24 protein-coding genes and 1 tRNA gene are annotated in these 22,730 nt (G+C 70.9%); 12 read left to right on the top strand and 13 right to left on the bottom strand.

Annotated features, from left to right (window positions below):
* Positions 1-35 precede the first annotated feature (35 nt).
* Together ASC82_RS21350 and ASC82_RS21345 are read right to left on the bottom strand one after the other, a co-directional pair.
* Positions 36-956 (bottom strand): MBL fold metallo-hydrolase, encoded by a 921-nt coding sequence (locus ASC82_RS21350; RefSeq protein WP_056650380.1) that lies wholly within the window; start codon positions 954-956, stop codon positions 36-38.
* A 91-nt stretch (positions 957-1,047) separates the two neighbouring features.
* Positions 1,048-1,344, bottom strand: coding sequence for a hypothetical protein (locus ASC82_RS21345; protein WP_056650377.1), 297 nt, complete (start codon positions 1,342-1,344; stop codon positions 1,048-1,050).
* Between the two features lie 138 nt (positions 1,345-1,482).
* On the opposite strand from ASC82_RS21345, the gene ASC82_RS21340 reads away from it, so the two are divergent.
* Positions 1,483-2,412: an NADP-dependent oxidoreductase gene (locus tag ASC82_RS21340; RefSeq protein ID WP_056650374.1), complete on the top strand. Its 930-nt coding sequence runs from the start codon at positions 1,483-1,485 to the stop codon at positions 2,410-2,412.
* A gap of 51 nt (positions 2,413-2,463) precedes the next feature.
* On the opposite strand, the gene ASC82_RS21335 is transcribed toward ASC82_RS21340, so the two are convergent.
* The 5 genes from ASC82_RS21335 to ASC82_RS21315 all read right to left on the bottom strand — a co-directional run bounded on the left by ASC82_RS21335 (position 2,464) and on the right by ASC82_RS21315 (position 5,264).
* Entirely contained in the window at positions 2,464-2,802 is a 339-nt protein-coding gene (locus ASC82_RS21335; RefSeq protein ID WP_056650371.1) for a DUF202 domain-containing protein, read from the bottom strand.
* 7 nt (positions 2,803-2,809) lie between these two features.
* A complete protein-coding gene (locus ASC82_RS21330) occupies positions 2,810-3,205 on the bottom strand; it encodes a DUF202 domain-containing protein (protein ID WP_024761968.1) in 396 nt (131 codons plus the stop codon).
* Positions 3,206-3,297: 92 nt separating this feature from the next.
* Entirely contained in the window at positions 3,298-3,810 is a 513-nt protein-coding gene (locus ASC82_RS21325) for an NUDIX domain-containing protein (protein ID WP_056650368.1), read from the bottom strand.
* 28 nt (positions 3,811-3,838) lie between these two features.
* Positions 3,839-4,603, bottom strand: a complete 765-nt coding sequence (locus ASC82_RS21320; protein WP_056650365.1) for a glucose 1-dehydrogenase — start codon at positions 4,601-4,603, stop codon at positions 3,839-3,841.
* 31 nt (positions 4,604-4,634) lie between these two features.
* The gene (locus tag ASC82_RS21315; protein ID WP_056650362.1) at positions 4,635-5,264 is read right to left on the bottom strand and encodes a TetR family transcriptional regulator; all 630 of its coding nucleotides are present in this window, start codon (positions 5,262-5,264) and stop codon (positions 4,635-4,637) included.
* A gap of 174 nt (positions 5,265-5,438) precedes the next feature.
* Between ASC82_RS21315 and ASC82_RS21310 the strand changes: the two genes are divergently transcribed.
* The 3 genes from ASC82_RS21310 (at position 5,439) to ASC82_RS21300 (ending at position 11,004) form a co-directional block, all read left to right on the top strand.
* A complete protein-coding gene (locus ASC82_RS21310) occupies positions 5,439-7,094 on the top strand; it encodes an FAD-binding dehydrogenase (protein ID WP_056650359.1) in 1,656 nt (551 codons plus the stop codon).
* A gap of 116 nt (positions 7,095-7,210) precedes the next feature.
* Positions 7,211-7,630, top strand: coding sequence for a hypothetical protein (locus tag ASC82_RS21305; protein ID WP_056650356.1), 420 nt, complete (start codon positions 7,211-7,213; stop codon positions 7,628-7,630).
* A complete protein-coding gene (locus ASC82_RS21300) occupies positions 7,627-11,004 on the top strand; it encodes a HEAT repeat domain-containing protein (protein WP_056650353.1) in 3,378 nt (1,125 codons plus the stop codon). The genes ASC82_RS21305 and ASC82_RS21300 overlap by 4 nt, the downstream gene beginning before the upstream one ends.
* Here the strand turns inward: ASC82_RS21300 and ASC82_RS21295 are convergent.
* Genes ASC82_RS21295 through ASC82_RS21285 form a run of 3 tightly spaced genes read right to left on the bottom strand, consistent with a single transcriptional unit; the run spans position 10,992 to position 13,441 of the window.
* Positions 10,992-11,423, bottom strand: coding sequence for an ASCH domain-containing protein (locus ASC82_RS21295; RefSeq protein ID WP_056650352.1), 432 nt, complete (start codon positions 11,421-11,423; stop codon positions 10,992-10,994). The two genes, ASC82_RS21300 and ASC82_RS21295, sit on opposite strands and share 13 nt — an antisense overlap.
* Positions 11,424-11,469: 46 nt before the next feature.
* Positions 11,470-12,867, bottom strand: coding sequence for a gluconate:H+ symporter (locus tag ASC82_RS21290; RefSeq protein ID WP_056650349.1), 1,398 nt, complete (start codon positions 12,865-12,867; stop codon positions 11,470-11,472).
* A gap of 46 nt (positions 12,868-12,913) precedes the next feature.
* Positions 12,914-13,441 (bottom strand): gluconokinase, encoded by a 528-nt coding sequence (locus tag ASC82_RS21285; protein WP_056650346.1) that lies wholly within the window; start codon positions 13,439-13,441, stop codon positions 12,914-12,916.
* 147 nt (positions 13,442-13,588) lie between these two features.
* Between ASC82_RS21285 and ASC82_RS21280 the strand changes: the two genes are divergently transcribed.
* The 4 genes from ASC82_RS21280 (at position 13,589) to ASC82_RS21265 (ending at position 17,763) form a co-directional block, all read left to right on the top strand.
* Complete coding sequence (locus ASC82_RS21280) at positions 13,589-14,290, top strand: FCD domain-containing protein (RefSeq protein WP_056650342.1); 702 nt, start codon at positions 13,589-13,591, stop codon at positions 14,288-14,290.
* 174 nt (positions 14,291-14,464) lie between these two features.
* The gene (locus ASC82_RS21275) at positions 14,465-15,925 is read left to right on the top strand and encodes an amino acid permease (protein ID WP_056650339.1); all 1,461 of its coding nucleotides are present in this window, start codon (positions 14,465-14,467) and stop codon (positions 15,923-15,925) included.
* Between the two features lie 123 nt (positions 15,926-16,048).
* Positions 16,049-17,134: an S-(hydroxymethyl)mycothiol dehydrogenase gene (locus ASC82_RS21270; RefSeq protein ID WP_056650336.1), complete on the top strand. Its 1,086-nt coding sequence runs from the start codon at positions 16,049-16,051 to the stop codon at positions 17,132-17,134.
* A complete protein-coding gene (locus ASC82_RS21265) occupies positions 17,134-17,763 on the top strand; it encodes an MBL fold metallo-hydrolase (RefSeq protein ID WP_056650334.1) in 630 nt (209 codons plus the stop codon). Before ASC82_RS21270 ends, ASC82_RS21265 begins: the two co-directional genes overlap by 1 nt.
* On the opposite strand, the gene ASC82_RS21260 is transcribed toward ASC82_RS21265, so the two are convergent.
* The gene (locus tag ASC82_RS21260) at positions 17,747-18,673 is read right to left on the bottom strand and encodes a pseudouridine synthase (protein ID WP_056650330.1); all 927 of its coding nucleotides are present in this window, start codon (positions 18,671-18,673) and stop codon (positions 17,747-17,749) included. The two genes, ASC82_RS21265 and ASC82_RS21260, sit on opposite strands and share 17 nt — an antisense overlap.
* A gap of 70 nt (positions 18,674-18,743) precedes the next feature.
* Positions 18,744-18,831: transfer RNA gene (locus tag ASC82_RS21255), tRNA-Leu, on the bottom strand.
* Between the two features lie 209 nt (positions 18,832-19,040).
* On the opposite strand from ASC82_RS21255, the gene ASC82_RS21250 reads away from it, so the two are divergent.
* The 3 genes from ASC82_RS21250 (at position 19,041) to ASC82_RS21240 (ending at position 21,717) form a co-directional block, all read left to right on the top strand.
* On the top strand, positions 19,041-20,366 hold the full coding sequence (locus tag ASC82_RS21250; RefSeq protein WP_056650327.1) for a M20/M25/M40 family metallo-hydrolase: 1,326 nt from the start codon (positions 19,041-19,043) through the stop codon (positions 20,364-20,366).
* A gap of 128 nt (positions 20,367-20,494) precedes the next feature.
* Positions 20,495-20,728 carry a chaplin ChpH gene (gene chpH / locus ASC82_RS21245; RefSeq protein WP_015032475.1) on the top strand — a complete coding sequence of 78 codons (234 nt, stop codon included), beginning with the start codon at positions 20,495-20,497 and terminating at the stop codon, positions 20,726-20,728.
* A gap of 155 nt (positions 20,729-20,883) precedes the next feature.
* Complete coding sequence (locus ASC82_RS21240) at positions 20,884-21,717, top strand: chaplin (RefSeq protein ID WP_056650324.1); 834 nt, start codon at positions 20,884-20,886, stop codon at positions 21,715-21,717.
* Between the two features lie 55 nt (positions 21,718-21,772).
* Here the strand turns inward: ASC82_RS21240 and ASC82_RS21235 are convergent, their stop codons facing one another.
* Complete coding sequence (locus tag ASC82_RS21235; RefSeq protein WP_017241661.1) at positions 21,773-21,961, bottom strand: DUF5703 family protein; 189 nt, start codon at positions 21,959-21,961, stop codon at positions 21,773-21,775.
* A 47-nt stretch (positions 21,962-22,008) separates the two neighbouring features.
* Between ASC82_RS21235 and ASC82_RS21230 the strand changes: the two genes are divergently transcribed.
* Positions 22,009-22,683, top strand: coding sequence for a hypothetical protein (locus tag ASC82_RS21230; protein ID WP_056650321.1), 675 nt, complete (start codon positions 22,009-22,011; stop codon positions 22,681-22,683).
* Positions 22,684-22,730: the final 47 nt, after the last annotated feature.

Below are 22,730 nucleotides of genomic sequence, written 5' to 3'. Positions count from 1 at the left end.
GCACACCCCGGGATACGGGATACGGGGCTCGGGGCTCAGGCGTGGCAGGCCACCGGCACCCCGCCGTTCATGGCCGCCATGTCCCCGAAGACCGCCGCCGGGTCGAGCGGCGAGCCCTCCGGCAGCCCGTCCAGCTCCGCGTACGCCCGGTGCAGGTTCGCGACGAGCCGCTCGCTCTCCTGCCACGCCGCGAACTCCCCGAGCTCCGCGCCCCGCGCCGTCTCCAGCGGCGTCGCCCCCTTCGCGTACCCCTCGGCGGCCAGCTCGCGCACCCAGAGCAGATACCGCTCCGTCGTGTCGTAGGACGAAGGGTCGGTCACGCGCCCGTGCCCCGGCACCACCGTCGGCGCGTCGAGCGAGCGCAGCAGGTCGAGCGCGCGCAGCGACCCGGCGAGCGAACCCATCGGAAGGAAGGGCGTCCCGCCGTGGAAGACCAGGTCGCCGGTGAAGACCACTCCCTGCTCGGGGAGGTGCACGATCGAGTCGCCCGTGGTGTGCGCGGGACCCGGGTGGATCACCCGCACCTCGATCCCGGCGACGTACAGCGTCAGCCGCTCGCGGTACGTGACGGACGGCGGCAGGATGTCGACCCGCCCGAAGTCGGTCTGCGGCCACAGCAGATGGAGCTGGTGACCGGCGGCGAGCTGCTCGGTCCGGCAGTTCTCGTGCCCGACGACCCGCGCCTCGGGCACGAAGACCCCGTTGCCGTAGGTGTGGTCGCCGTGGTGGTGCGTGGTCACGATCGTCCGCGGCAGCGGCAGCCCCTCCGCGAGGACCGCCTCACGCAGCAGCCGCGCCCGGCGTTCGGTGGCCGCGGTGTCGACGAGGAGGGACTCGCCCGCGTCGCCGAGGAAGCCGGCGTTGTTCAGGCACCAGCCGCCGTCGGGCTGGACGAAGGCGTGGACGTTCGGCGCGAGTTCGACCACGTAGGGGTCGGTGGGATCGGTGGCAGACAAGAGGGGTTCCCCCGGTGCTGAGCTCAACTGGACAGGGGAAGAGTGCCAGTTGGCAGAAGCCGGGGGAAAGCCGTCCGGGTCGGTGGCGGTGTCAGTGCTCGTCCCAGTGGTTGCCGTGCGGCGCGTGCCGGTGCCCGTCGTGCGCGTAGTCGACGTGGTCGCCGTGCGCGACGGCGGTGTGTCCGCACTCCGGCCCGTGCGTGTGGTCCGGGTGGGTGTGCGGGACATGTGAGGTGGTCTCGCACTCGTCCCAGTGTCCGGAGTGCTCGCGGTGCAGGTGCCCGTTGTGGGCGTAGTCGACGTGGTCCCCGTGGGGGACGGTGGTGTGCCCGCACGAGGGACTGTGGGAATGCGCGTGCGTGGGGTGCTCGTGATGGAGAACGGTCATGACGTGGCCTCCGCGACGGGTGGCTGACCCTTCCAGGCTAGTTCCCCGCATCCCTCTCGTCACGATTCATGACGATTGCCGTGATCATGCCCTCCATCCCGACTTGCGAGAGCCCCGAGCCCCGTCGAGGGTCGGGGTATGAAGGCGATCAGTTACAGCCGGTACGGCGGTCCCGAGGTCCTCGAGTACGGCGAGCTGCCCGACCCCAAGATCGGACCTGACGCGGTCCTGGTCGAGGTGCGGGCGGCCTCCGTCAACCCGGTCGACTGGAAGGCGCAGGCCGGATACCTCGACGGCATCCTGGACGCGGTCTTCCCCGTCGTCCCCGGCTGGGACGTCTCCGGTGTCGTCATCCGGCCCGGCTTCTCCGTCACCGAGTTCGCCGTGGGCGACGAGGTCATGGGGTACGTCCGCGAGGACTTCCTCTCCCGCGGCACCTTCGCCGAGCTGGTCGCCGCGCCGATCCGCACCCTCGCCCGCAAGCCGCGCACCCTGGGCTTCGAGGAGTCCGCCGCCCTGCCCCTCGTCGGCCTCACCGCCTACCAGGCGCTCCACTACGCCCTCGCGGTCCGCCCCGGCGAGACCGTCCTCGTGCACGCGGCGGCCGGCGGGGTCGGTTCGATGGCCGTGCAGATCGCCCGCCACATGGGCTGTCGGGTCATCGGCGCGGCACGGGACGCGGGCCAGGAGCGGGTCGCGGAGCTCGGTGCCGAGCCCGTCCGCTACGACGAGGCCACCTTCGCCGAGCAGGTCAGGGCCCTCGCCCCGCAGGGCGTGGACGCCGTCCTCGACACGCTCGGCGGCCCGTTCCTGCGGCTCTCCGCCGCCCTGCTCGCCCCGGGAGGCCGTCTCGCCTCCATCGCCGACGGCGAGGTCCTCGCCCTCGGCGGCCGCTACTTCTGGGTCCGCCCCGACGCCGCCGACCTCGCGGCCGTCGGCGACCTGGTCGACGAGGGCGTCCTCTCCGTACGGGTGGCCAGGACGTTCCCCCTGGAGCAGGCGGCCGAGGCCCAGCGCGCCAACGCCGAGGGCGGCCTGCAGGGCAAGGTCGTCGTCACCGTCCCCTGAACGGGCGGGCCGATCTCAAGGTCGGGCGGGCCGGCATCACTGCGGGCCGCCTCACCAGATCAGCGCCGCCCCGAAGACGGCCAGCGCGATCGTGCAGCCCGCCGCGAGCAGCGCGCCCCGGTGGGAGAGCGAGCGCGGCCGTGCGGTGCTCAGGGAGTGGATCCGGCGGTGGGCGACGGCCAGGAAGCCGATCCACACGAGCGCCGACAGCGCGAGCGCGGCGAGCCCCGCCGGCGTGGTGTCCTCATGGAGCGCGAGCTTGACGGCGAGGACCGCCACCACCGTCCACGACAGGGTCGTACGCCGCCACGCGAGCCGTGTCCGCTCCGGCTGGAGCCCGGGGTCACGGGCCTCCGGGTCGGCGGCACCGGCGCCGCGGGCCTCCGTCACCGCCCGGTCACCGGCCGGTCCAGCCGAAGACCACGACGACCACCATCGCGAGCGCCACCACGGCCACCGCGAGGCTCAGCACCGCGGGGAACCGCGACGCCGGCAGGTCCTCGCCGCGCCGCATCGCCCGCTCGCAGCGCACCCAGTGGTTGACCGCCCGCAGCGCGCACAGCACCCCGGCCGCGAGCAGTGCGAGCGCAAGCCCGACGCGGACGCCCCAGCGCAGGTCCGGCAGGAACTGGTCGACGGCGAAGCCGCCGCCGACCAGGGCCAGAGCGGTCCGGATCCAGGCCAGGAAGGTCCGCTCGTTGGCCAGGGAGAAGCGGTAGTCCGGCGTCTCCCCCTCGTCCCGGATCCGCTGCGGCGCGAACCACAGCCGCAGGCTCTGCACAAAATCGCTCACACGTGCACCCTAACGGCCAGATGTTCGGCACGCCCGATGCCCGTCGCCCGCTCCGTCGCCCGCCCCGTCCCCGGCTCCGTCACCCGCTCACGTCACCAGCTCCCGTGCGCCCTCAGTCGCTCGTACGCGGCCAGGCCGTCGGGCACCCACGGCCATTCGCCGAGCCGCGCGGCGAACTCCTCGTCCGTCAGGAAGGCGTGCCAGGCGACCTCCTCCACCTGCGGGTCCACCGGCAGCTCGCACCGCACGTCGTACACCGTCGACCACCACTTCCCGGCGACGCCCCCGGAGTCGTACAGGAACTTCAAGACCGGCTCGGGCCGGGGCAGTCCGGAGACCCCCAGCTCCTCCTCGGCCTCGCGGAGGGCGGCCTCGTCGTAGGACTCGCCCGCCGCGACGACCCCGCCGACGAACATGTCGTACCGGGAGGGGAACAGCAGCTTGTCCGGCGTCCTGCGGTGGACGAAGGTCCGGCCCTCGGCGTCCCTGACCCGGACGAAGACGCACCGATGGATCAGGCCCCGCGCGTACACCTCGGCGCGCGGGGCCCGGCCGATCACCCGGTCGTGTTCGTCGACGACGTCGTGGATCTCTTCAGCGCTCATGGCCGCCATCCAAGCAGGACGGCCGTGATCACTGCCCCATGACGTACTTGACCGTCGGACCGGTGGTCCAGCCGCCGTCCACCGCGAGCTCCGCGCCGGTCACGTACGAGGCGGAGTCCGACAGCAGGAAGACGACCGCGCCCGCGATCTCGTCGGCCTCGCCGACCCGGCCCATGGGCGTGTTCGGGTACTTGCCCTCGCCGCGCTCGATGCCGACCGAGGCCGTCATCGGGGTGTACGTCATGCCCGGGTGGACGGAGTTGACGCGGATCTTCGCCGTGCCGAGCTCCACCGCGCCGATCTTCGTCAGCCCGCGCACGCCCCACTTGGAGGCGCCGTAGCCCGCGGTCAGGGCCAGGCCCATCAGGCCGGCGGCCGAGGAGATGTTGACGATCGAGCCGCCGCCGGCCTCCTTCATCGCGGGTATGGCGGCCTTCATGCCGATGAAGACGCCGGTCAGGTTGATGTCGAGGACCTTGCGGAAGTGCTCGACGGACTCGGTCTCCAGGAAGGCGCCGGTCGAGATGCCCGCGTTGTTCACCAGGCCGTGCAGCCCGCCGAACTCCGCCACGGCGAAGGCGACGGCCGCCGCCCAGCCCTCCTCGGAGGTCACGTCGTGGTGGAAGAAGCGCGCCCGGTCGCCGAGCGCCTCGGCGGTCGCCTTGCCGTCCTCGTCCAGGACGTCGGTGACGACGACGTTGGCTCCGGCGGCCACGGCCTGCCGGGCGGCCTCGGCGCCCAGGCCGCGGGCACCGCCGGTGATGAGCACGGTCTTGCCGGTGAGGTCGTTCATGTGGGGATCCCTTCGGGGTCTTCGGGGTCTTTCAGACGCTCCGGGGCTGTGCGGCCCGGAGAAGCGCGGTGGTCGTCTCGACCAGGTCGGCGAGGAAGAGCTCCTCGCCGGTGAGGGGCTCGGTGCCGTCGAGGTACTGCCGGGCCCGGTCGGCCATGGCGGCGCCCACCACGGTCAGCGCCAGGTCGAGGCGCTCCAGGAGCAGGGGCTCGGGCAGTCCCGAGGCGGCGAGCCGGTCCGCGAGCCGCTCGATGAGGTGCCAGTAGACGGTGCCGTCGAGCGTGGGGTGCGGGGTGCGGGTGCGGATCCCGCTCTCGTGGCTGAGCTGCGCGGAGATCCGCAGGCAGCGGCGGCCCCTGTCGGTGCGCAGCTCGCTCGCCTCGGCCGTGACGAGGGCGGCGACGAGCTCCTTCAGGTCGTCGCCGGCCGCGTCGAGCAGGGGAGCGAGCACCTGGCGCGTACGGGCCTGGCGACCGGCCATGACCGCGTCGAGCAGGCCGCCGCGCGAGCCGAAGTGGTACTGCACCGCGGAGGGGTTCGCCTGCCCGGCCAGGGCCACGACGTCCCGCAGCTGCGCGCCGTCGACGCCTCGGGCGGCGAAGAGCTCCTCCGCCGCGCGGATCAGTTTCTCCCGGGTCTCGGGTCCCGACGTCCGTGCCATACGAACATATTAATGCTCGACATTAGAAAACGGGAGGGGCGGGGACGAAGGGACGGGAGGGGCGGGGGAGAGGAGACAAGAGGGGCGGGGGCGAAGGAGACAGGAGGGCAGGGCGACGAGACAGGAGCGGCGAAACAGTTGACTCGATACATCCGTGTATCCAAGATGCGATCCATGTCCTACGACGCTGATGTGATCGTGATCGGGGCCGGCCTCGCCGGGCTCGTCGCCACCGCCGAGCTGGTCGAAGCCGGCCGCACCGTGATCCTCCTCGACCAGGAGCCCGAGCAGTCCCTCGGCGGCCAGGCCCACTGGTCCTTCGGCGGCCTCTTCCTCGTCGACTCGCCCGAGCAGCGCCGGATGCGCGTCAAGGACAGCCACGCCCTCGCCCTCCAGGACTGGTACGGCACGGCCGGCTTCGACCGGACCGAGGACCACTGGCCGAAGAAGTGGGCCGAGGCGTACGTGGACTTCGCCGCCGGCGAGAAGCGCTCCTGGCTCCACGCGCGCGGGGTGCGGTTCTTCCCCGTCGTCGGCTGGGCCGAGCGAGGCGGCTACGACGCCAACGGCCACGGGAACTCCGTACCCCGCTTCCACATCACCTGGGGTACCGGTCCCGGGCTCGTCGCCCCCTTCGAGCAGCGGGTCCGCGAGGGCGTCGCCCGCGGCCTCGTCCAGCTCCGCTTCCGCCACCGCGTCACCGCCCTCGGCCGCACCGCCGGCGCGGTCGACACCGTCACCGGCGAGATCCTGGAGCCCTCCACCGCCGACCGGGGCACGGCCAGCAGCCGCACGACCACCGGCACCTTCGAGCTCCGCGCCCAGGCGGTGATCGTCACCTCCGGCGGCATCGGCGGCAACCACGACCTCGTACGCGAGCAGTGGCCGGAGCGGCTCGGCACCCCGCCCGCCCGCATGCTCTCGGGCGTCCCCTCCCACGTCGACGGCCTCATGCTCGGCGTCGCCGAGAAGGCCGGCGCCCACCACATCAACCGCGACCGGATGTGGCACTACACCGAGGGCATCGAGAACTGGAACCCCATCTGGGCCCGGCACGGCATCCGCATCCTGCCCGGCCCCTCCTCTCTCTGGCTGGACGCCACCGGCAAGCGGCTGCCCGTTCCCCTCTTCCCTGGCTTCGACACCCTCGGCACGCTCGAACACATCATGCGGACCGGACACGACCACACCTGGTTCGTCCTCGACAAGCGGATCATCGGCAAGGAGTTCGCCCTCTCCGGCTCCGAACAGAACCCCGACCTGACCGGCAAGTCGATCCGCGACGTGATCGGCCGCGCCCGCGCCGACGTCCCGGGACCCGTCCAGGCCTTCATGGACAAGGGCGTCGACTTCGTCGTCGAGGACGACCTCTCCGCCCTCGTCCGCGGCATGAACGCGCTCACCGACGAGCCGCTCATCGACGAGGCGGCCCTCCGCCGGGAGATCACCGCCCGCGACCGCGAGATCGCCAACCCCTTCACCAAGGACCTCCAGGTCACGGCGATCCGCGGCGCCCGCAAGTACCTCGGCGACAAGCTCATCCGCACGGCCGCCCCGCACCGCATCCTCGACCCCAAGGCCGGCCCCCTCATCGCCGTCCGCCTCAACATCCTCACCCGCAAGTCCCTCGGCGGCCTGGAGACGGACCTCTCCTCCCGCGTGCTCACGGAGAGCGGCGAACCCCTGGAGGGCCTGTACGCGGCGGGCGAGGCCGCCGGCTTCGGCGGCGGCGGCGTCCACGGCTACCGCTCCCTCGAAGGCACGTTCCTCGGCGGCTGCATCTTCTCGGGAAGGGCGGCGGGAAGGGCGGCGGCACAGGCGGTCGGCTGACGCCGGTCGGCTGACGGCGGAGGGCTGACGACGGAGGGCTGACCCGGGTCGGCTGACGCGGGTCAGCCGACGCCGGTCGGCTGACGACGAAGGCGCCGCCGGGGCAAGATGACGGAGTGACAAAACGCGTACTGCTCACGGCCGTTGGCGCACTCCTGGCCCTGGCGGGCCTGGCGGCCTTCCTCGCCCTCCAGGGCCTCGACGAGGCCGACAAGTGGAGCAGCGTCCTCAGCCTGTTCTTCACGGTTGCGGGCTTCGCCCTGGCCCTGGCGGGCTTCGTCTCCCGTGGCCCCGCCCAGTCGGCGGACCACGCGGTGACCGGCGGCTCACTGCACCAGGTCCGGAACGTCACGGGTGACGTGGTCATCACGGGAGGGGGAGGCACGGCGAGCACCCCGCCCACCATCCCACCCGCGGATGGCGAGAGCGCCGGCGGAACACAGTCTGCCCACGGGGCGCGTACGGCGGGGGACGTGCACCAGATCGACGGGGTGGACGGCTCGGTACGCATCGAGCCGCCGAGGCCGACGCCGTGAGGTGGTTCTTCAGGCGCTGGAAGAGTTCCGGGTCGGCCGCCCAGTCGGCGGCGGGAGCGACGAGCCAGGGCCCCATCACCCTCATCCAGGGCGTCCAAGGAGACGTCACGTTCGTCGCCGCACACCAGCCGGCTCCGGCAGGGGCGCCGGAGATCGAGACGGCCCGCGCGCAGTACGCCGCCCGCGTACGCCAGCGGTACGGCCGCCTGGACCTCGAAGTCCTCACCCCTCTCCAGGAACAGGACGAACACCCCGTCGTCCACCTCCGCGACGTCTTCGTCCCACAATCCGTACGGGCCAACCCACCGCCCGTCGAGCTGCCCCAGGAACTCCTGCACCGCCTGATGGACCCGGTCGAGGCAGAGCTCCTCGACCTGCCGCCCGGCATCGACCGCGAGACGGTCGAGCGCGTCCGCCGCGCCTACCAGGAACGGCCACCACAGGACGTCCTCGACGTCCTGACCGCCCCCGAACACGACCGGGTCGTCATCCTGGGCCACCCCGGGTCAGGCAAGTCCACCCTGGCCCGCTATCTGGCGCTGGCCCTCACGGCCCCCGAACCGCAACAGGGTCTCGAAGCGCTTCACGGCAGGCTGCCGCTGATCGTCGAACTCCGCAACTATGCACAGGCCGCCTGGCGGGACCGGAGCTTCGAGGACTTCCTCGCCCACCTGCACGCGACGGAGGGTCTGGGCCTCCCGCCCGACATGGTGGCGACCTTCCTCGACGGCAGAGGCCCGTACAGCTCGATCGTGATCTTCGACGGCCTCGACGAGCTCTTCGAGAGGGACATCAGGGACGTGGTCGCCCGCCGCATCGCCGGCTTCGCGGCCCGCCACCCCCGGGTCCGGATCGTCGTCACCTCCCGCGGGTACGGCTACCAGCGCACGGTCCTCGACGGCGCGGGCTTCACCAACTTCATGCTCCAGGACCTGGACCGGGAGCAGATCGGCACCTTCGCGGAGCGGTGGTTCGCCCTCGCGCACCCCGAAGACCACGACCAGGCCCGAAAACTGACCGAGCGGGTCACCTCGGCAGTGGATGCCTCCCCCTCGGTCCGCGAACTCGCGGGCAACCCCCTGATCCTCACGATCCTCGCGATCATCGGCCGCCGCCGCGAGCTTCCGCGCGACCGGCGCACGGTGTACGAGCACGCCGTCGACGTCCTGGTAGAGCACTGGGACCCCAGCAAGTACCTCAAGGACCGCCAGGTCGAGGAACATCTCCCGTACCTGGGCGCCGAGGACAAACGTGAACTCCTCTGTCTCATCGCCCGCCAGATGCAGGAAGGCCACGGAGGCATCTCCGGCAACCACATCGCGGGCCCCGACCTCATCAAGAGCTTCGAGGAGTACCTCAAGGACCACTACCTCCTGCCCCCGGACCGCGCGGCCACGGCTGCCCGCGTGATGCTGGACCAGTTCCGCCACCGCAACTTCATCCTCAGCCGCTTCGGCGGCGAGATCTACGGCTTCGTCCACCGCACGTTCCTGGAGTACCTCACGGCGACGGACCTGGCCCACCGCTTCAACTACAGGCGCGAAATCTCGGAGGAGGACCTCCAGGAACTCTTCGCGGCGAAGGTCCACGACCCTGCCTGGCACGAGGTCCTGCTCCTGCTCGTGGGCCTGCTGCACGAGCGATTCGTGGCGGGCGTGATCGACCGGCTCCTGGCGCCGCGTGACATCCGTGTCCCGCTCCAGCGAGGGGACAAGGCCTTCGTCGAGGTCGCGTTCGTGGCCCGTTCCCTGGCCGAGGTCCGCCGGCTCGGTGCGCTCGCACCGCAGAGCGTGGCGATGGTGCGGGAAGTCATCCGGCTACTCACCCTCGCCGAGGCGCTGGGAGTGACCTCGTTCAACCCCTGGCAGAACGCCGCTTCTCTGGGGACGTCCTTTGCCGCCCTGGGGCGGCGATGGGACGGCCGAGACGCGTATCTTTCGTGGCAACCGGCATGGCACGACCGCAAGAAGACCCGGCATCACCGGTATCTCCCCGTCAACAGCCCGGATCACCTCGCGATGGACATCGCGCTGTTCCTGAGTGGCGGCGAGGAGACGTCCCGGACCGACGACCTCGTGGACCTGGCGACACGGAGTGCGAGTCCGGTGGTGAGGATCGCCGCCGTACGTCATCTCCTGAGCCATCTCGGCGACGACCCCGCCGCGTGGGACTGTGTCCGACGTCGCCTGAGGGAGGAGGAGAGTCCCACCGTGCGGGTGGAGATTCTGGAGCACACGAGGAACGTCCGGCGCGGCGACGCGCAGACGAGGACCTTCCTCGCCCTCGACCGGCTCGCGCATGACGACGACGCGGAGGTCAGGTGCGCCGCCGTCGACTCTCTTCCCCATCAAAGCCTCGACGTCCACGATGTCCGGGCGGGGCTCGACTCCGCCCTTCGGGATCCGGCTCCGCATGTCCGGTACCGAACGGTCCACTGGCTCGTGAGGAACAGGGAGGACACGGCGGCGGCCTCGGCGGCCCTGCGAACGGCTCTGGCAGACGAGGATCCCGGAACTCGGGCAGCGGCACTGGATGCCGTGGACGAGGTCGTGGGACGCGACCCCGGGGTGCGGGGCCTGCTCTTCGACCGAGTGTGGAACGAGGAGAACCCTCAGGTGACGGCGGCCGGGGTAAGAGCCCTGCGGCACGTCAGGGCGGACGACCCGACGGTGCGTCGGCTGCTCCATGGCCTCTGCGGACACGAGGAATCCGAGGTGCGTACGGCCGCGTTGGGATGTCTCGCGGATCGAGGCGACACGGGCGGGGAGTCGTTCGACCTCATCGTCGAGCGGATGCGGAACGACGACATCGACGCCGTCCGAGGCGCTGCCGTAGGAGCCCTGGGGCGGCGGCTGACGATCGATGAGCCGGGCGTGCGTGACCTGCTGCTGGAGCGTGTCGCATGCGACCCGAGCGCGGACGTCCAGCTTCGCGCCCTTCGGTACCTCTCCGACTGCGCGGACGGCGAGGCACGTGACGCCCTTCGATACCGTGCCGAACACGATGCCGACGACCTCGTCAGATGGACGGCGTGCCACCTGCTGCTGGCCGGGTACGACGACGATCCGGAAGCCGTACGACAGGTTCTCGGAAGGGCCGCCGAGGACGACCACGTGTCGGTGAGGGCAGGCGCCCTCCGAGAGCTCGGCAGGCGACGAGGCGACAAGCCCGACGTGCTGGACCTGGCCCGGGACCGCCTCGAGCGCGACCCGGATCCGGAGGTCCGGCGCGACGCCCTGCGTATCCTCGCCGACGCCCGGCGCGACGACCCGGAGCTCCTTGCCCTGCTCAGGCACCAGGCCGAGACGGCCACGGGCGAGATCCGCACCTTCGCCGAACGCCTCCTGTCCGTCCTCGCCCCTCACCCCACCTGAAGCACCTCGACCACCTTGAACCACTCCACGACCAGCATCGTCCCGTCGTCCACCACGAACTCCGGGTCCCCCAGCGCCTCCCGCATCTCCCCGCTGTGCCAGAAGCTCTCGTAGCCCGCGCGCCATTCCGCCACCGACCGGTACCCCTCGCCCTCGCCGAGCGCGAGGGCGAGGTCCGCCTCGCCCAGGGGCAGGACGTGGACCTCGGTGATCTCCACGACGGCCACCTCGCGACCGTCCGAGTCGATGAGCGCCGAGCGCTCGCCCGCCTCGGGCAGGTCCTCCTTCTCGACCTCGTACTCCATGAGGAGCCCCGTCGTGGCGGTCTTCTCGCCGGCGAGCACCGCCGAGACGAGCCGGTCCCGCAGGGGTCCGGGGAAGGCGAGGAGCAAGGGCTTGAGCGCGAGAGGGCCGGTCATGGCCGACAGTCTGTCAGCCACGACCGGCCCTGGGAGCGTCCGGCGGCTACAACACCAGCGACAGCAGCAGCACGAACACGATGCCCACGACCGAGATGATCGTCTCCATCACCGACCAGGTCTTGACCGTCTGGCCGACGGTCATTCCGAAGTACTCCTTCACCAGCCAGAACCCGGCGTCGTTCACATGGCTGAAGAAGAGCGACCCCGCGCCGATCGCGAGCACGAGCAGCGCCGTCTCGCTCGTCGACATTCCTTCCGCGAGCGGAGCCACGAGCCCCGCCGCCGAGATCGTCGCCACCGTCGCGGAACCGGTCGCGAGCCGGATCGCGACCGCGATCAGCCAGGCGAGCAGCAGCGCCGGGATGGACCAGCTCTTGGAGAAGTCCAGGATCATCTGGCCGACGCCGATGTCGATGAGGGTCTGCTTGAAGCCGCCGCCCGCGCCGACGATCAGCAGCACGCCCGCGATCGGGGCGAGCGACTTCTCGACGGTCGAGGAGATCCGCTCCTTGGTGAAGCCGGCGGCCCGGCCCAGGGTGAACATGCCGACTATGACGGCGGCGAGCAGCGCGATCAGCGGTGAGCCGATGACGTCGGTGACCTTCTGGACCCCGTTCTCCGGGTCGTCGACGACGATGTCGACGAGCGCCTTGACCAGCATCAGGACGACCGGCAGCAGGATCGTCGCCACGGTGGCGCCGAAGCCGGGACGCTTCTCCAGGTCGTCGGAGGGACGGACGGGGACCATGTTCTCGGGGACCGGGATGTCCACCCAGCGGGCGGCGTACCGGGAGAACACCGGACCGGCGATGATCACGGTCGGGATGGCGACGACGAGACCGAGCGCGAGCGTGACGCCCAGGTTGGCGCCGAGCGCGTCGATCGCGACGAGCGGCCCGGGGTGCGGCGGGATCAGCCCGTGCATCACGGAGAGGCCCGCGAGGGCGGGGATGCCGATCCGCATCAGGGAGTAGTTGCCGCGCTTGGCGACGAGCAGCACGACCGGGATCAGCAGCACGATGCCGACCTCGAAGAAGAGCGGCAGGCCGATCACGGAGGCGATGAGGACCATCGCCCAGGGCATGGCCCGGCCGCTCGCCTTGGCCAGGATCGTGTCGACGATCTGGTCGGCGCCGCCCGAGTCGGCGAGCAGCTTGCCGAGGATCGCGCCGAGGGCGATCAGGACGCCCACGCCGGCGACGGTGGCGCCGAGGCCGGTGGTGAAGGACTTGATGGTGTCGGCGAGCGGCGCGCCGGCGAACGCGCCGAGCGCGAGCGACCCGATGGTCAGCGCCAGGAACGCGTGCAGCTTGAACTTGGTGATGAGCAGGACGATCAGGGCGATGCCGGCGACGACGGCGATGCCGAGCTGGGCGTTGCCTGCCGAGGTGATGGGTTCGGCGGCGTCCGCTGCCAGGATCTCGACGCTGAGACTGGGCACGGTGGTGTCCTTCGTACGAGCGGGGGAACGGGGACGGGACGAGAGGTCAGGACGCGAGGCCGCGGAGCGCGACGACGGCCCTGGAGGCGATCTCTTCGGGGGTGCCGGAGACGTCGACGGCGACGCCGGCCTCGTCGTCCTGCAACGGCTGCAGGGTGGCGAACTGGGAGTCGAGGAGCGCCGTCGGCATGAAGTGCCCCTTGCGCGCGGCCATCCGGCCCTCGATGAGCTCCCGGTCGCCGGTCAGGTGGAGGAAGACGACACCGGGGGCCGCGGCGCGCAGCCGGTCCCGGTACGCCCGCTTCAGCGCGGAACTGCTCACCACACCACCGAGCCCGGCCCGGTCGTGCGCCCACGCCCCGATGGCGTCGAGCCACGGCTCCCGGTCGGTGTCGTCCAGGGGGACGCCGGCCGACATCTTGGCGACGTTCGCCGCCGGGTGGAAGTCGTCGCCCTCCGCGTAGGGGAAGGCCAGCGCCTCGGCGACCAGCGGACCGATGGTGGTCTTGCCGGTCCCGGCGACGCCCATCACGACGACGACTGCCCTTGTCCCGGGCTGGGGGGTGGTGCTCATGGGTGGTGCCTCGCTGTCTTCTTCGACATCGATCCGTCGCGCCCATGAAACCCATTGGGTACGACGTATTCAAGGGTCTGTGACGTAAAAGTAGTACTTTTAATTCCCGAGGTGATCATCCCTGCCCGCCCGCATAGGCTTGCCACCATGACGACACCGGCCCAGGGGCTTCATTCGCACGTCCTCGCCACCCTGGGTCTCGCGATCACCGCGGGGGAGTACCCGCCGGGCACCGTGCTGCGCACCGACGAACTCGCCCAACGCTTCGACGTCTCCCGGACGGTGGTCCGCGAGGTCGTGCGCGTCCTGGAGTCCATGCACCTCGTCGAGTCCCGCCGCCGCGTCGGCGTGACCGTGCTCCCCACCGCGAGCTGGAACGTCTACGACCCCCAGGTCATCCGGTGGCGGCTCGCCGGCGCCGACCGCCCCCGCCAGCTCCGCTCCCTCACCGTGCTCCGCTCGGCCGTCGAACCCGTCGCCGCCGGCCTCGCCGCCCTCCACGCCACCCCCGAGCAGTGCCGCGAGCTCACCGAGCAGGCCCTCGGCATGGTCGCCACCTCGCGCGGCCGGCGCCTGGAGGAGTACCTCGTCCACGACATCGCCTTCCACCGGGTCGTCCTCAACGCCTCCGGGAACGAGATGTTCGCCCGCCTCGGCGACGTCGTCGCCGAGGTCCTCACCGGACGCACCCACCACCACGTGATGTTCGAGGACCCCGACCCGGCCGCCGTCACCCTCCACGTCCAGGTCGCCGAGGCGGTACGGGAGCGGAACGCGGCCCGCGCCGAGGAGCTCACCCGCCAGATCGCGGTCGGCGCCCTCCAGGAGCTCGACGTCCTCGCCCCGTAAAAGCGCCAAGTGCGCCGTCAAGCTCTGAACTAGCTCAAATATGGGCGTTCAGTGACATGCACCACAGTCAGTGGGTGCTCCTTGCCGTGAGGATGTGCGCTGGCCGTGCCGGGGACAACCCCCACGAGGCACGGCCGGGTACCGCACAGCCCCCTCACGAAGGCGAACAACTCCATGAGTGACCGCGTCACCGCGGCCGAGCCGCTGTCCGCCGTTCAGGCGAGCCCGGCCGCATCCCCCCACGTCGACGCAGGCGACGCCGGATACCGCAAGGACCTCAAGTCCCGGCACATCAACATGATCGCCATCGGCGGCGCCATCGGCACCGGCCTCTTCCTCGGCGCCGGCGGCCGGATGTCCCAGGCGGGCCCCTCCCTCTTCATCGCCTACGCCGTCTGCGGCGTCTTCGCCTTCTTCGTGGTGCGGGCCCTCGGCGAGCTGGTGCTCTACCGCCCCTCGTCCGGCGCCTTCGTCTCCTACGCCCGTGAGTTCATGGGCGAGAAGGGCGCCTACACGGCCGGCTGGCTGTACTTCCTCAACTGGTCGACCACCGCCGTCGCCGACATCACCGCCGCCGCGACCTACGCCCACTTCTGGGCGATGTTCAGCGACGTCCCCCAGTGGGTCCTCGCCCTGATCGCCCTCGCGGTCGTCCTCGCCGCCAACCTCATCTCCGTGAAGTACTTCGGCGAGATGGAGTTCTGGTTCGCGATCATCAAGGTCGGCGCCCTCGTCGCCTTCATGCTGATCGGCATCTTCCTCGTCGTGACCTCGCACGACGTCGGCGGCCACACCCCGGGCCTCGGCAACATCACGGAAAACGGCGGCATCTTCCCGAACGGCATGATGCCGATGCTGCTGCTCATCCAGGGCGTCGTCTTCGCCTACGCCTCCGTCGAGCTGTGCGGCGTCGCCGCCGGCGAGACCGAGAACCCCGAGAAGATCATGCCGAAGGCGATCAACTCGATCATGTGGCGCGTGGGCCTCTTCTACGTCGGCTCCGTCGTCCTGCTCGCGCTGATCCTCCCGTACACCGCGTACACCGGCGACCAGAGCCCCTTCGTCACCGTCTTCGACAAGCTGGGCATCCCCGGCGCCGCCGGCGTGATGAACCTCGTCGTCCTCACCGCCGCGCTCTCCAGCCTCAACTCCGGCCTCTACTCCACCGGCCGCATCCTGCGCTCGATGTCGCTCGCCGGCTCCGCGCCCAAGTTCACCGGCGTCATGAACAAGGGCGGTGTCCCCTACGGCGGCATCCTGCTCACCGCGGGCTTCGGCGTCCTCGGCGTCGCCCTCAACTACGTCATGCCCGGCGAGGCCTTCGAGCTCGTCCTCAACTTCGCCTCGATCGGCATCATCGGCACCTGGGCCATGATCATGGTCTGCTCGCTGCTCTTCTGGCGCAACGCCCAGCAGGGCAAGCTCACCCGCCCCGGCTACAACCTGCCCTGGGCCCCGTACACCCAGATCGTGACCCTGGTCTTCCTCGCCTCCGTCCTCGTCCTCATGTGGATGGACGGCGGCATCGGCCGCACCACGGTCAACTGCCTGCCGCTCATCGCTGCGGCCCTCGTCGGCGGCTGGTTCCTGGTCCGCCGCCGGGTCCGTACGACCGCCGCGACGCACCGGGACTGAGACTCTCCCCACGGGAGCCGGCGAGTCCCCCACAGGCGCAGCCTGCGGGGGACTCGCCTTTTGTCAGGAGATAGTGGTACGCAAGAGCCTTACAAGATCCGGTCGGAGGAAGGGAAGTTCGCGATGCCGCAGCACGTCCAGGGGGTCATCGCCCCCGGCAGGAACGAACCGGTACGGGTCGAGACGATCGTGATCCCCGATCCCGGACCCGGCGAGGCCGTCGTGAAGATCCAGGCCTGCGGCGTCTGCCACACGGATCTCCACTACAAGCAGGGCGCGATCAACGACGAGTTCCCCTTCCTGCTCGGCCACGAGGCCGCCGGAATCGTCGAGTCGGTCGGCGAGGGCGTCACCGAGGTCGAGCCCGGCGACTACGTCATCCTCAACTGGCGCGCGGTGTGCGGCCAGTGCCGCGCCTGTCGGCGAGGCCGCCCCTGGTACTGCTTCGCCACCCACAACGCGAAGCAGAAGATGACCCTCCTCGACGGCACGGAGCTCTCGCCGGCCCTCGGCATCGGCGCCTTCGCCGAGAAGACCCTCGTCGCCGCCGGCCAGTGCACCAAGGTCGACCCCGCGGTCGCCCCCGAGGTCGCGGGCCTCCTCGGCTGCGGCGTCATGGCGGGCATCGGCGCCGCCATCAACACCGGGAACGTCGGCCGCGGCGACACCGTCGCCGTCATCGGCTGTGGCGGCGTCGGCGACGCGGCGATCGTCGGCTCCCGCCTCGCCGGCGCCGCGAAGATCATCGCCGTCGACATCGACGACCGGAAGCTGGCCAAGGCGAAGGAGATGGGTGCCACACACACCGTCAACTCCCGCACCTCCGACGCCGTCGAGTCGATCCGTGAGCTCACCGGCGGCTTCGGCGCCGACGTCGTCATCGAGGCCGTCGGCCGCCCCGAGACGTATGAGCAGGCCTTCTATGCCCGCGACCTCGCCGGCACCGTCGTCCTGGTCGGCGTCCCCAGCCCGGAGATGCGGCTCGACCTCCCCCTCCTCGACGTCTTCGGCCGCGGCGGCGCCCTCAAGTCCTCCTGGTACGGGGACTGCCTGCCCTCCCGCGACTTCCCGATGCTGATCGACCTGCACCAGCAGGGCCGCATCGACCTCGCCGCCTTCGTCACCGAGACCGTCGGCCTCGGCGACGTCGAGAAGGCCTTCGCCCGCATGCACGAGGGCGACGTCCTGCGCTCGGTCGTGGTCCTCTGATGGCCGCCCGCATCGACCACCTGGTCACCTCCGGCACCTTCTCCCTCGACGGCGGCACCTGGGACGTCGACAACAACGTCTGGATCGTCGGCGACGACACCGAGGCGATCGTGATCGACGCCGCCCACGACGCCGAGGCGATCCTCGCCGCCCTCGACGGCCGCGCCCTGCGCGCCATCGTCTGCACCCACGCCCACAACGACCACGTCGACGCGGCCCCGGCGCTCGCGGCCGCCACCGGCGCCCGCATCCTGCTCCACCCCGCCGACCAGCCGCTGTGGAAGCAGACCCACCCCGACCACAGCCCGGACGGCGACCTCGCCGACGGTCAGGTCCTCACGATCGCCGGCACGGACCTCACGGTCCTCCACACCCCGGGACACGCCCCCGGAGCGGTCTGCCTCCACGCCCCGGAGCTGGGCACGGTCTTCACCGGGGACACCCTCTTCCAGGGCGGCCCCGGCGCGACGGGCCGGTCCTTCTCGGACTTCCCGACGATCGTCGACTCGATCCGCGAGAAGCTCCTCACCCTGCCCCCGGAGACGGTCGTCCGCACCGGCCACGGCGACCCGACGACCATCGGCGCCGAGGCCCCGCACCTCCAGGAATGGATCAACCGAGGCCACTGAGAGCCAGCCGGCTCTCGAAGCACCTGACGTCCCCCGTGAACGGGTCGGTGAACTCCAGCGTCCGCGCCAGCAGTTGAAGCGGCCGCGCGAAGTCCTCCGACCCGTCCTCACGTACGACGGGATAGACCGGATCGTTCAGGATCGGCAGCCCCAGCGCGTTCATGTGCACCCGCAGCTGATGCGTCCGCCCGGTGACCGGCACGAGCCGGTACCACCCGAGCCCTCCCGCGTGCCGCAGGAGCTCGACCCGGCTCTCGCTGTTCGGCTCGCCCGGCACCTCCCGGGCGGCCATCACCCCGCGCTCCTTCTCGATCCGGCTCCGCACGGTCACCGGCAGCTCCACGGCAGGGTCGTACGGCGCCACCGCCTCGTACTCCTTGCGCACGAGCCGGTCCCGGAACAGCGTCTGATACGCCCCCCGGTCCTCCTCCCGCACGACGAACAGCACGAGCCCCGCGGTCAGCCGGTCCAGCCGGTGCGCGGGCTGCAACCGGGGCAACCCCAGCTCCCGCCGCAACCGCGCCATCGCGGTCTCCGTCACATGCCGCCCCCGGGGCATCGTCGCCAGGAAATGCGGCTTGTCCACGACCAGGACCCGCTCGTCCCGGTACACGACCCCGATGTCGAAGGGCACGGGCACCTCGGCCGGAAAGTCCCGGTGGAACCAGAGATACCGCCCCACGGCATACGGCTCGTCCCCGGTCACCACGCCGTCGACCCCGACGAACCGCCCCTGCCGCAACATCTCCTCGACCCGCCCGACGCCCACGGCCGCGCCATAGCGATCGACCAGATGCTCCCGCACGGTCCCCCAGACCCCACCCGGATCCTCCGGCAACCGCACCCGCACGGGATCGATCCCGTCCCGCTGGGGGAGCGGCGCGGCCGGCGCCTTCGCTCTCCGTCTCACCGCTCCGCCTCGTGCCGCGCGTACTCATGCAAGAAGTCCCGGTCGAGATGATCTCGACCGGGACTCCGTGTGGTGTCCGAGGGGGGACTTGAACCCCCACGCCCGATAAAGGGCACTAGCACCTCAAGCTAGCGCGTCTGCCATTCCGCCACCCGGACAAGGTGTCTTGTCTTCCTGGCCGCTCGGCCCTTCCGACGAGGAAAACAATAGCAAACATTCGAGGGGGTCGATCACCACCCCCTTTCGGCCTCCGTCGTGTGACGGCGGCATGTCGGCCGGCCGTCGCCCTTGGGCGGTGAGGGGGCCACGCGGGAGGATGGGGGCGATCACCAGGAACCACGTGGGGCACGTAGTGGGAGGAAGCAGAGTGAGCGAGTCGAACAGGGCGCGGGGCATCACTGGCGAGGATGAGGTCGTGGACCTCTGTCGCGACCTCATCCGCATCGACACCAGCAACTACGGCGACCACTCCGGCCCGGGCGAGCGGGCGGCGGCGGAGTACGTCGCCGAGAAGCTCGCGGAGGTCGGGCTCGAGCCGAAGATCATCGAGTCGCACAAGGGGCGGGCCTCCACCGTCGCCCGGATCGAGGGCGAGGACCCGTCCCGCCCGGCCCTGCTCATCCACGGCCACACCGACGTCGTCCCGGCCAACGCCGAGGACTGGACCCACCACCCCTTCTCGGGGGAGATCGCCGACGGCTGTGTCTGGGGCCGCGGCGCCGTCGACATGAAGGACATGGACGCGATGACCCTCGCGGTCGTCCGCGACCGGATGCGCAGCGGCCGCAAGCCCCCGCGCGACATCGTCCTCGCGTTCCTCGCCGACGAGGAGGCCGGCGGCACGTACGGCGCCCGGCATCTGGTCGACAAGCACCGGGACCTCTTCGACGGGGTCACGGAGGCGATCGGCGAGGTCGGCGGCTTCTCCTTCACCGTCAACGAGAACCTGCGGCTCTACCTGGTCGAGACGGCCCAGAAGGGCATGCACTGGATGCGGCTGACCGTCGAGGGCACGGCCGGCCACGGCTCGATGACCAACGACGACAACTCGATCACGGAGCTCTGCGAGGCCGTCGGCCGGCTCGGCCGCCACCAGTGGCCGGTCCGGGTGACCAAGACCGTGCGGTCCTTCCTCGACGAGCTCTCGGACGCGCTGGGCACCCCGCTCGACCCCGAGGACATGGACGGCACCCTCGCCAAGCTCGGCGGCATCGCCAAGATGGTCGGCGCCACCCTGCGCAATTCGGCCGCCCCGACGATGCTCGGCGCCGGCTACAAGGTGAACGTCATCCCCGGCCAGGCCACGGCGCACGTCGACGGCCGATTCCTGCCCGGGTACGAGCAGGAGTTCCTGGCCGACCTCGACCGGATCCTCGGCCCCAAGGTGAAGCGGGAGGACGTGCACGGCGACAAGGCGCTGGAGACCAGCTTCGACGGCGCCCTGGTCGACGCCATGCAGCTGGCGCTGCGCGCCGAGGACCCGATCGCCCGCGCCGTGCCGTACATGCTGTCCGGCGGCACCGACGCCAAGTCCTTCGACGACCTCGGCATCCGCTGCTTCGGCTTCGCGCCGCTCCAGCTGCCGCCGGAGCTCGACTTCGCCGGCATGTTCCACGGCGTCGACGAGCGCGTGCCGGTCGACGGCCTGAAGTTCGGCGTCCGTGTCCTCGACCGTTTCCTCGACGCCTCCTGAATTCGTCCGCACATTCGCATGTGACCGGAAAGAGTGAATGAACTCGGGGGCTCGTAGCCCCCTCCATTCCCCCTCGTTACAGGTGGTGCGGTCCGCGGCTGGGATCGCATTGGCAACTAGGAGGAATAATGATCAAGAAGGTCGTCGCTGCTGCGGCTGCCACTGGCGGTCTCGTTCTCGCGGGTGCGGGCATGGCCGTTGCCGACGCGGGCGCTCAGGGTGCCGCCATCGGTTCCCCCGGCGTGCTTTCGGGCAACGTCGTTCAGGTTCCCGTTCACGTCCCGGTGAACGTGTGCGGCAACACGGTCTCCGTGATCGGCCTGCTGAACCCCGCCTTCGGCAACACCTGCGTCAACGCCTGACGTTGTGCCTCGCCCCGTGAGGGTGTGAGCCGGTCCGGCCCCGGAGTGCGTGCCATGCACTCCGGGGCCGGTGGCCATTTCCGCCCCGGGTTCTCCACCCGGTGGCGCTCTTTCGAAGCCGAGAAGGCGAGAGCCGAAAAGGCAGGGAACAAGCTATGCGACAGGTCACGCGCAAAGGTCTCATCACCGTCGCGGCCGCGGGCGGCGTTTTCGCCGCCATCGGTGGCGGTTACGCGCACGCCGATTCCGGCGCGAGCGGTACGGCCACGAATTCCCCGGGCGTCGCGTCCGGAAACACCGTCCAGGTCCCGGTGCACGTACCGGTCAACGCCTGCGGCAACACCGTCAATGTCGTCGGACTGCTGAATCCGGCGATGGGCAACAAGTGTGCCAACACCTCCAAGCCCGGGAAGCCGGGCGGCGGCTCCTCCGCCGGCGGGCACACGAGCAACTCTCCCGGCGTGGGCTCCGGCAACACCGTGCAGGTGCCGGTCGACGTCCCGGTGAACGTCTGCGGCAACAGCGTCAACGGCATCGGCGTGGGCAACCCCGCCGCGGGCAACGACTGCGGCAACGGCATCGAGCCGACGCATCCGGGCAACCCTGGGAATCCGGGTAATCCGGGCAACCCCGGTAACCCTGGCAATCCCGGGAACCCCGGGAACCCCGGGAATCCGGGTAACCCTGGCAACCCCGGTAACCCTGGCAACCCTGGGAATCCCGGTAACCCGGGCACCCCGGGTAACCCTGGGACGCCCGGCAACCCCGGCACCCCGGGCACGCCCGGTAACCCCGGTACTCCGGGAAGTGACGGCGGCTCGCACACTCCCGGTGCGAACACGCCCGATACGCACGGCCTCACGCAGCCGCGTGCCGTCGAGGAGCTCGCCGAGACCGGCTCCGGTCCGCTCGGCGTGGTCGTTCCCGTGGGCGCCGGTCTGCTGCTCGCCGGTTCGCTGATCTACCGCCGCGCCCGCAGCGCGGCCTGATCGCACCGCACCACGCACAGGGGCCCCGCACGCGGCGGGGCCCCTTCTCGTCGTCCTACCAGGTCGCCCGGATCTGGCGGATGATCCGCCGCTTCAGCCGCACTCTGCGGCTCCCGTCCCGGTGCAGGCTCAGACGGTCCAACTCCCAGTGTCCGTACTCGGCATGGTCGGTCAGCAGGCGCGTCGCCTCCTTGCGGGAGACACCGCGCGGCACGTACACATCGACAAATTCGTATTCCGGCATCGCATCTATTGTGCGGGCACGGGCCCGCTACGGATAGCGTGCGTCCCATGTCTGATGCTGCGCAGCCCACCGCTGCCGAGGTACGCGCCGCCGCCGAGGCGGTGAAAGCCGCACTGGACCGTCACCTCGCGGCGGTCGAACGCCGCACGGGGGACGACGACACGGCCGTCTACGAGGCCTTCAACGCCCTCGCCGCGGCCGCCGAGGAGTACGACGAACTCCTCTACGACCGCTACGACGAAGTCACCCCCTTCGAGATCCCCGGAGCCGACGGCGCCCTGCCGCCCTACGCCGGACCTGACGAACCTCATGCCCTCAGCCTCCTGATCCGCCGCGACTACGCCGTCGCGGAACCGCAGCGCCTGCTCGCCCAGGCGCGGCGCGTCGCCGAGCTCGACGGCGAGGCGGACACGACCGGGACGGCGGGCAAGGCCGGCGTCTCCCCGCTCGCCGCGCTCGGTGTGCTCTTCGGTGAGTACGAACCCGACGAGATCGCCTCGCGGCACAAGGAGTTCGGCCTGGAGGAGGGCGACTCCACGCTGTGGGTCACCGCGGCCGAGGAGCTCCCGGAACCGGGGGAGTGGCTCAACGCCCCCTTCGAGCACGTCGATCCGGAGCGGATCGTCTGTCGCTTCGACGTGAGCTCCGTCTTCGACGAGCACGAGGACGAGCACGAGCACGACGGCAGCGCGGACAGAGTGGCCGCGGGCGACGGCGCCTGAGGAGACGGCCGAGGGCCGGGACACCGCACGGTGTCCCGGCCCTCGGC

This window comes from Streptomyces sp. Root431, from assembly GCF_001426585.1.
GTDB lineage: Bacteria > Actinomycetota > Actinomycetes > Streptomycetales > Streptomycetaceae > Streptomyces > Streptomyces stackebrandtii.
Note: the sequence above shows the minus strand (reverse complement) of the source record. Positions and strands in the feature narration are given on the sequence as shown.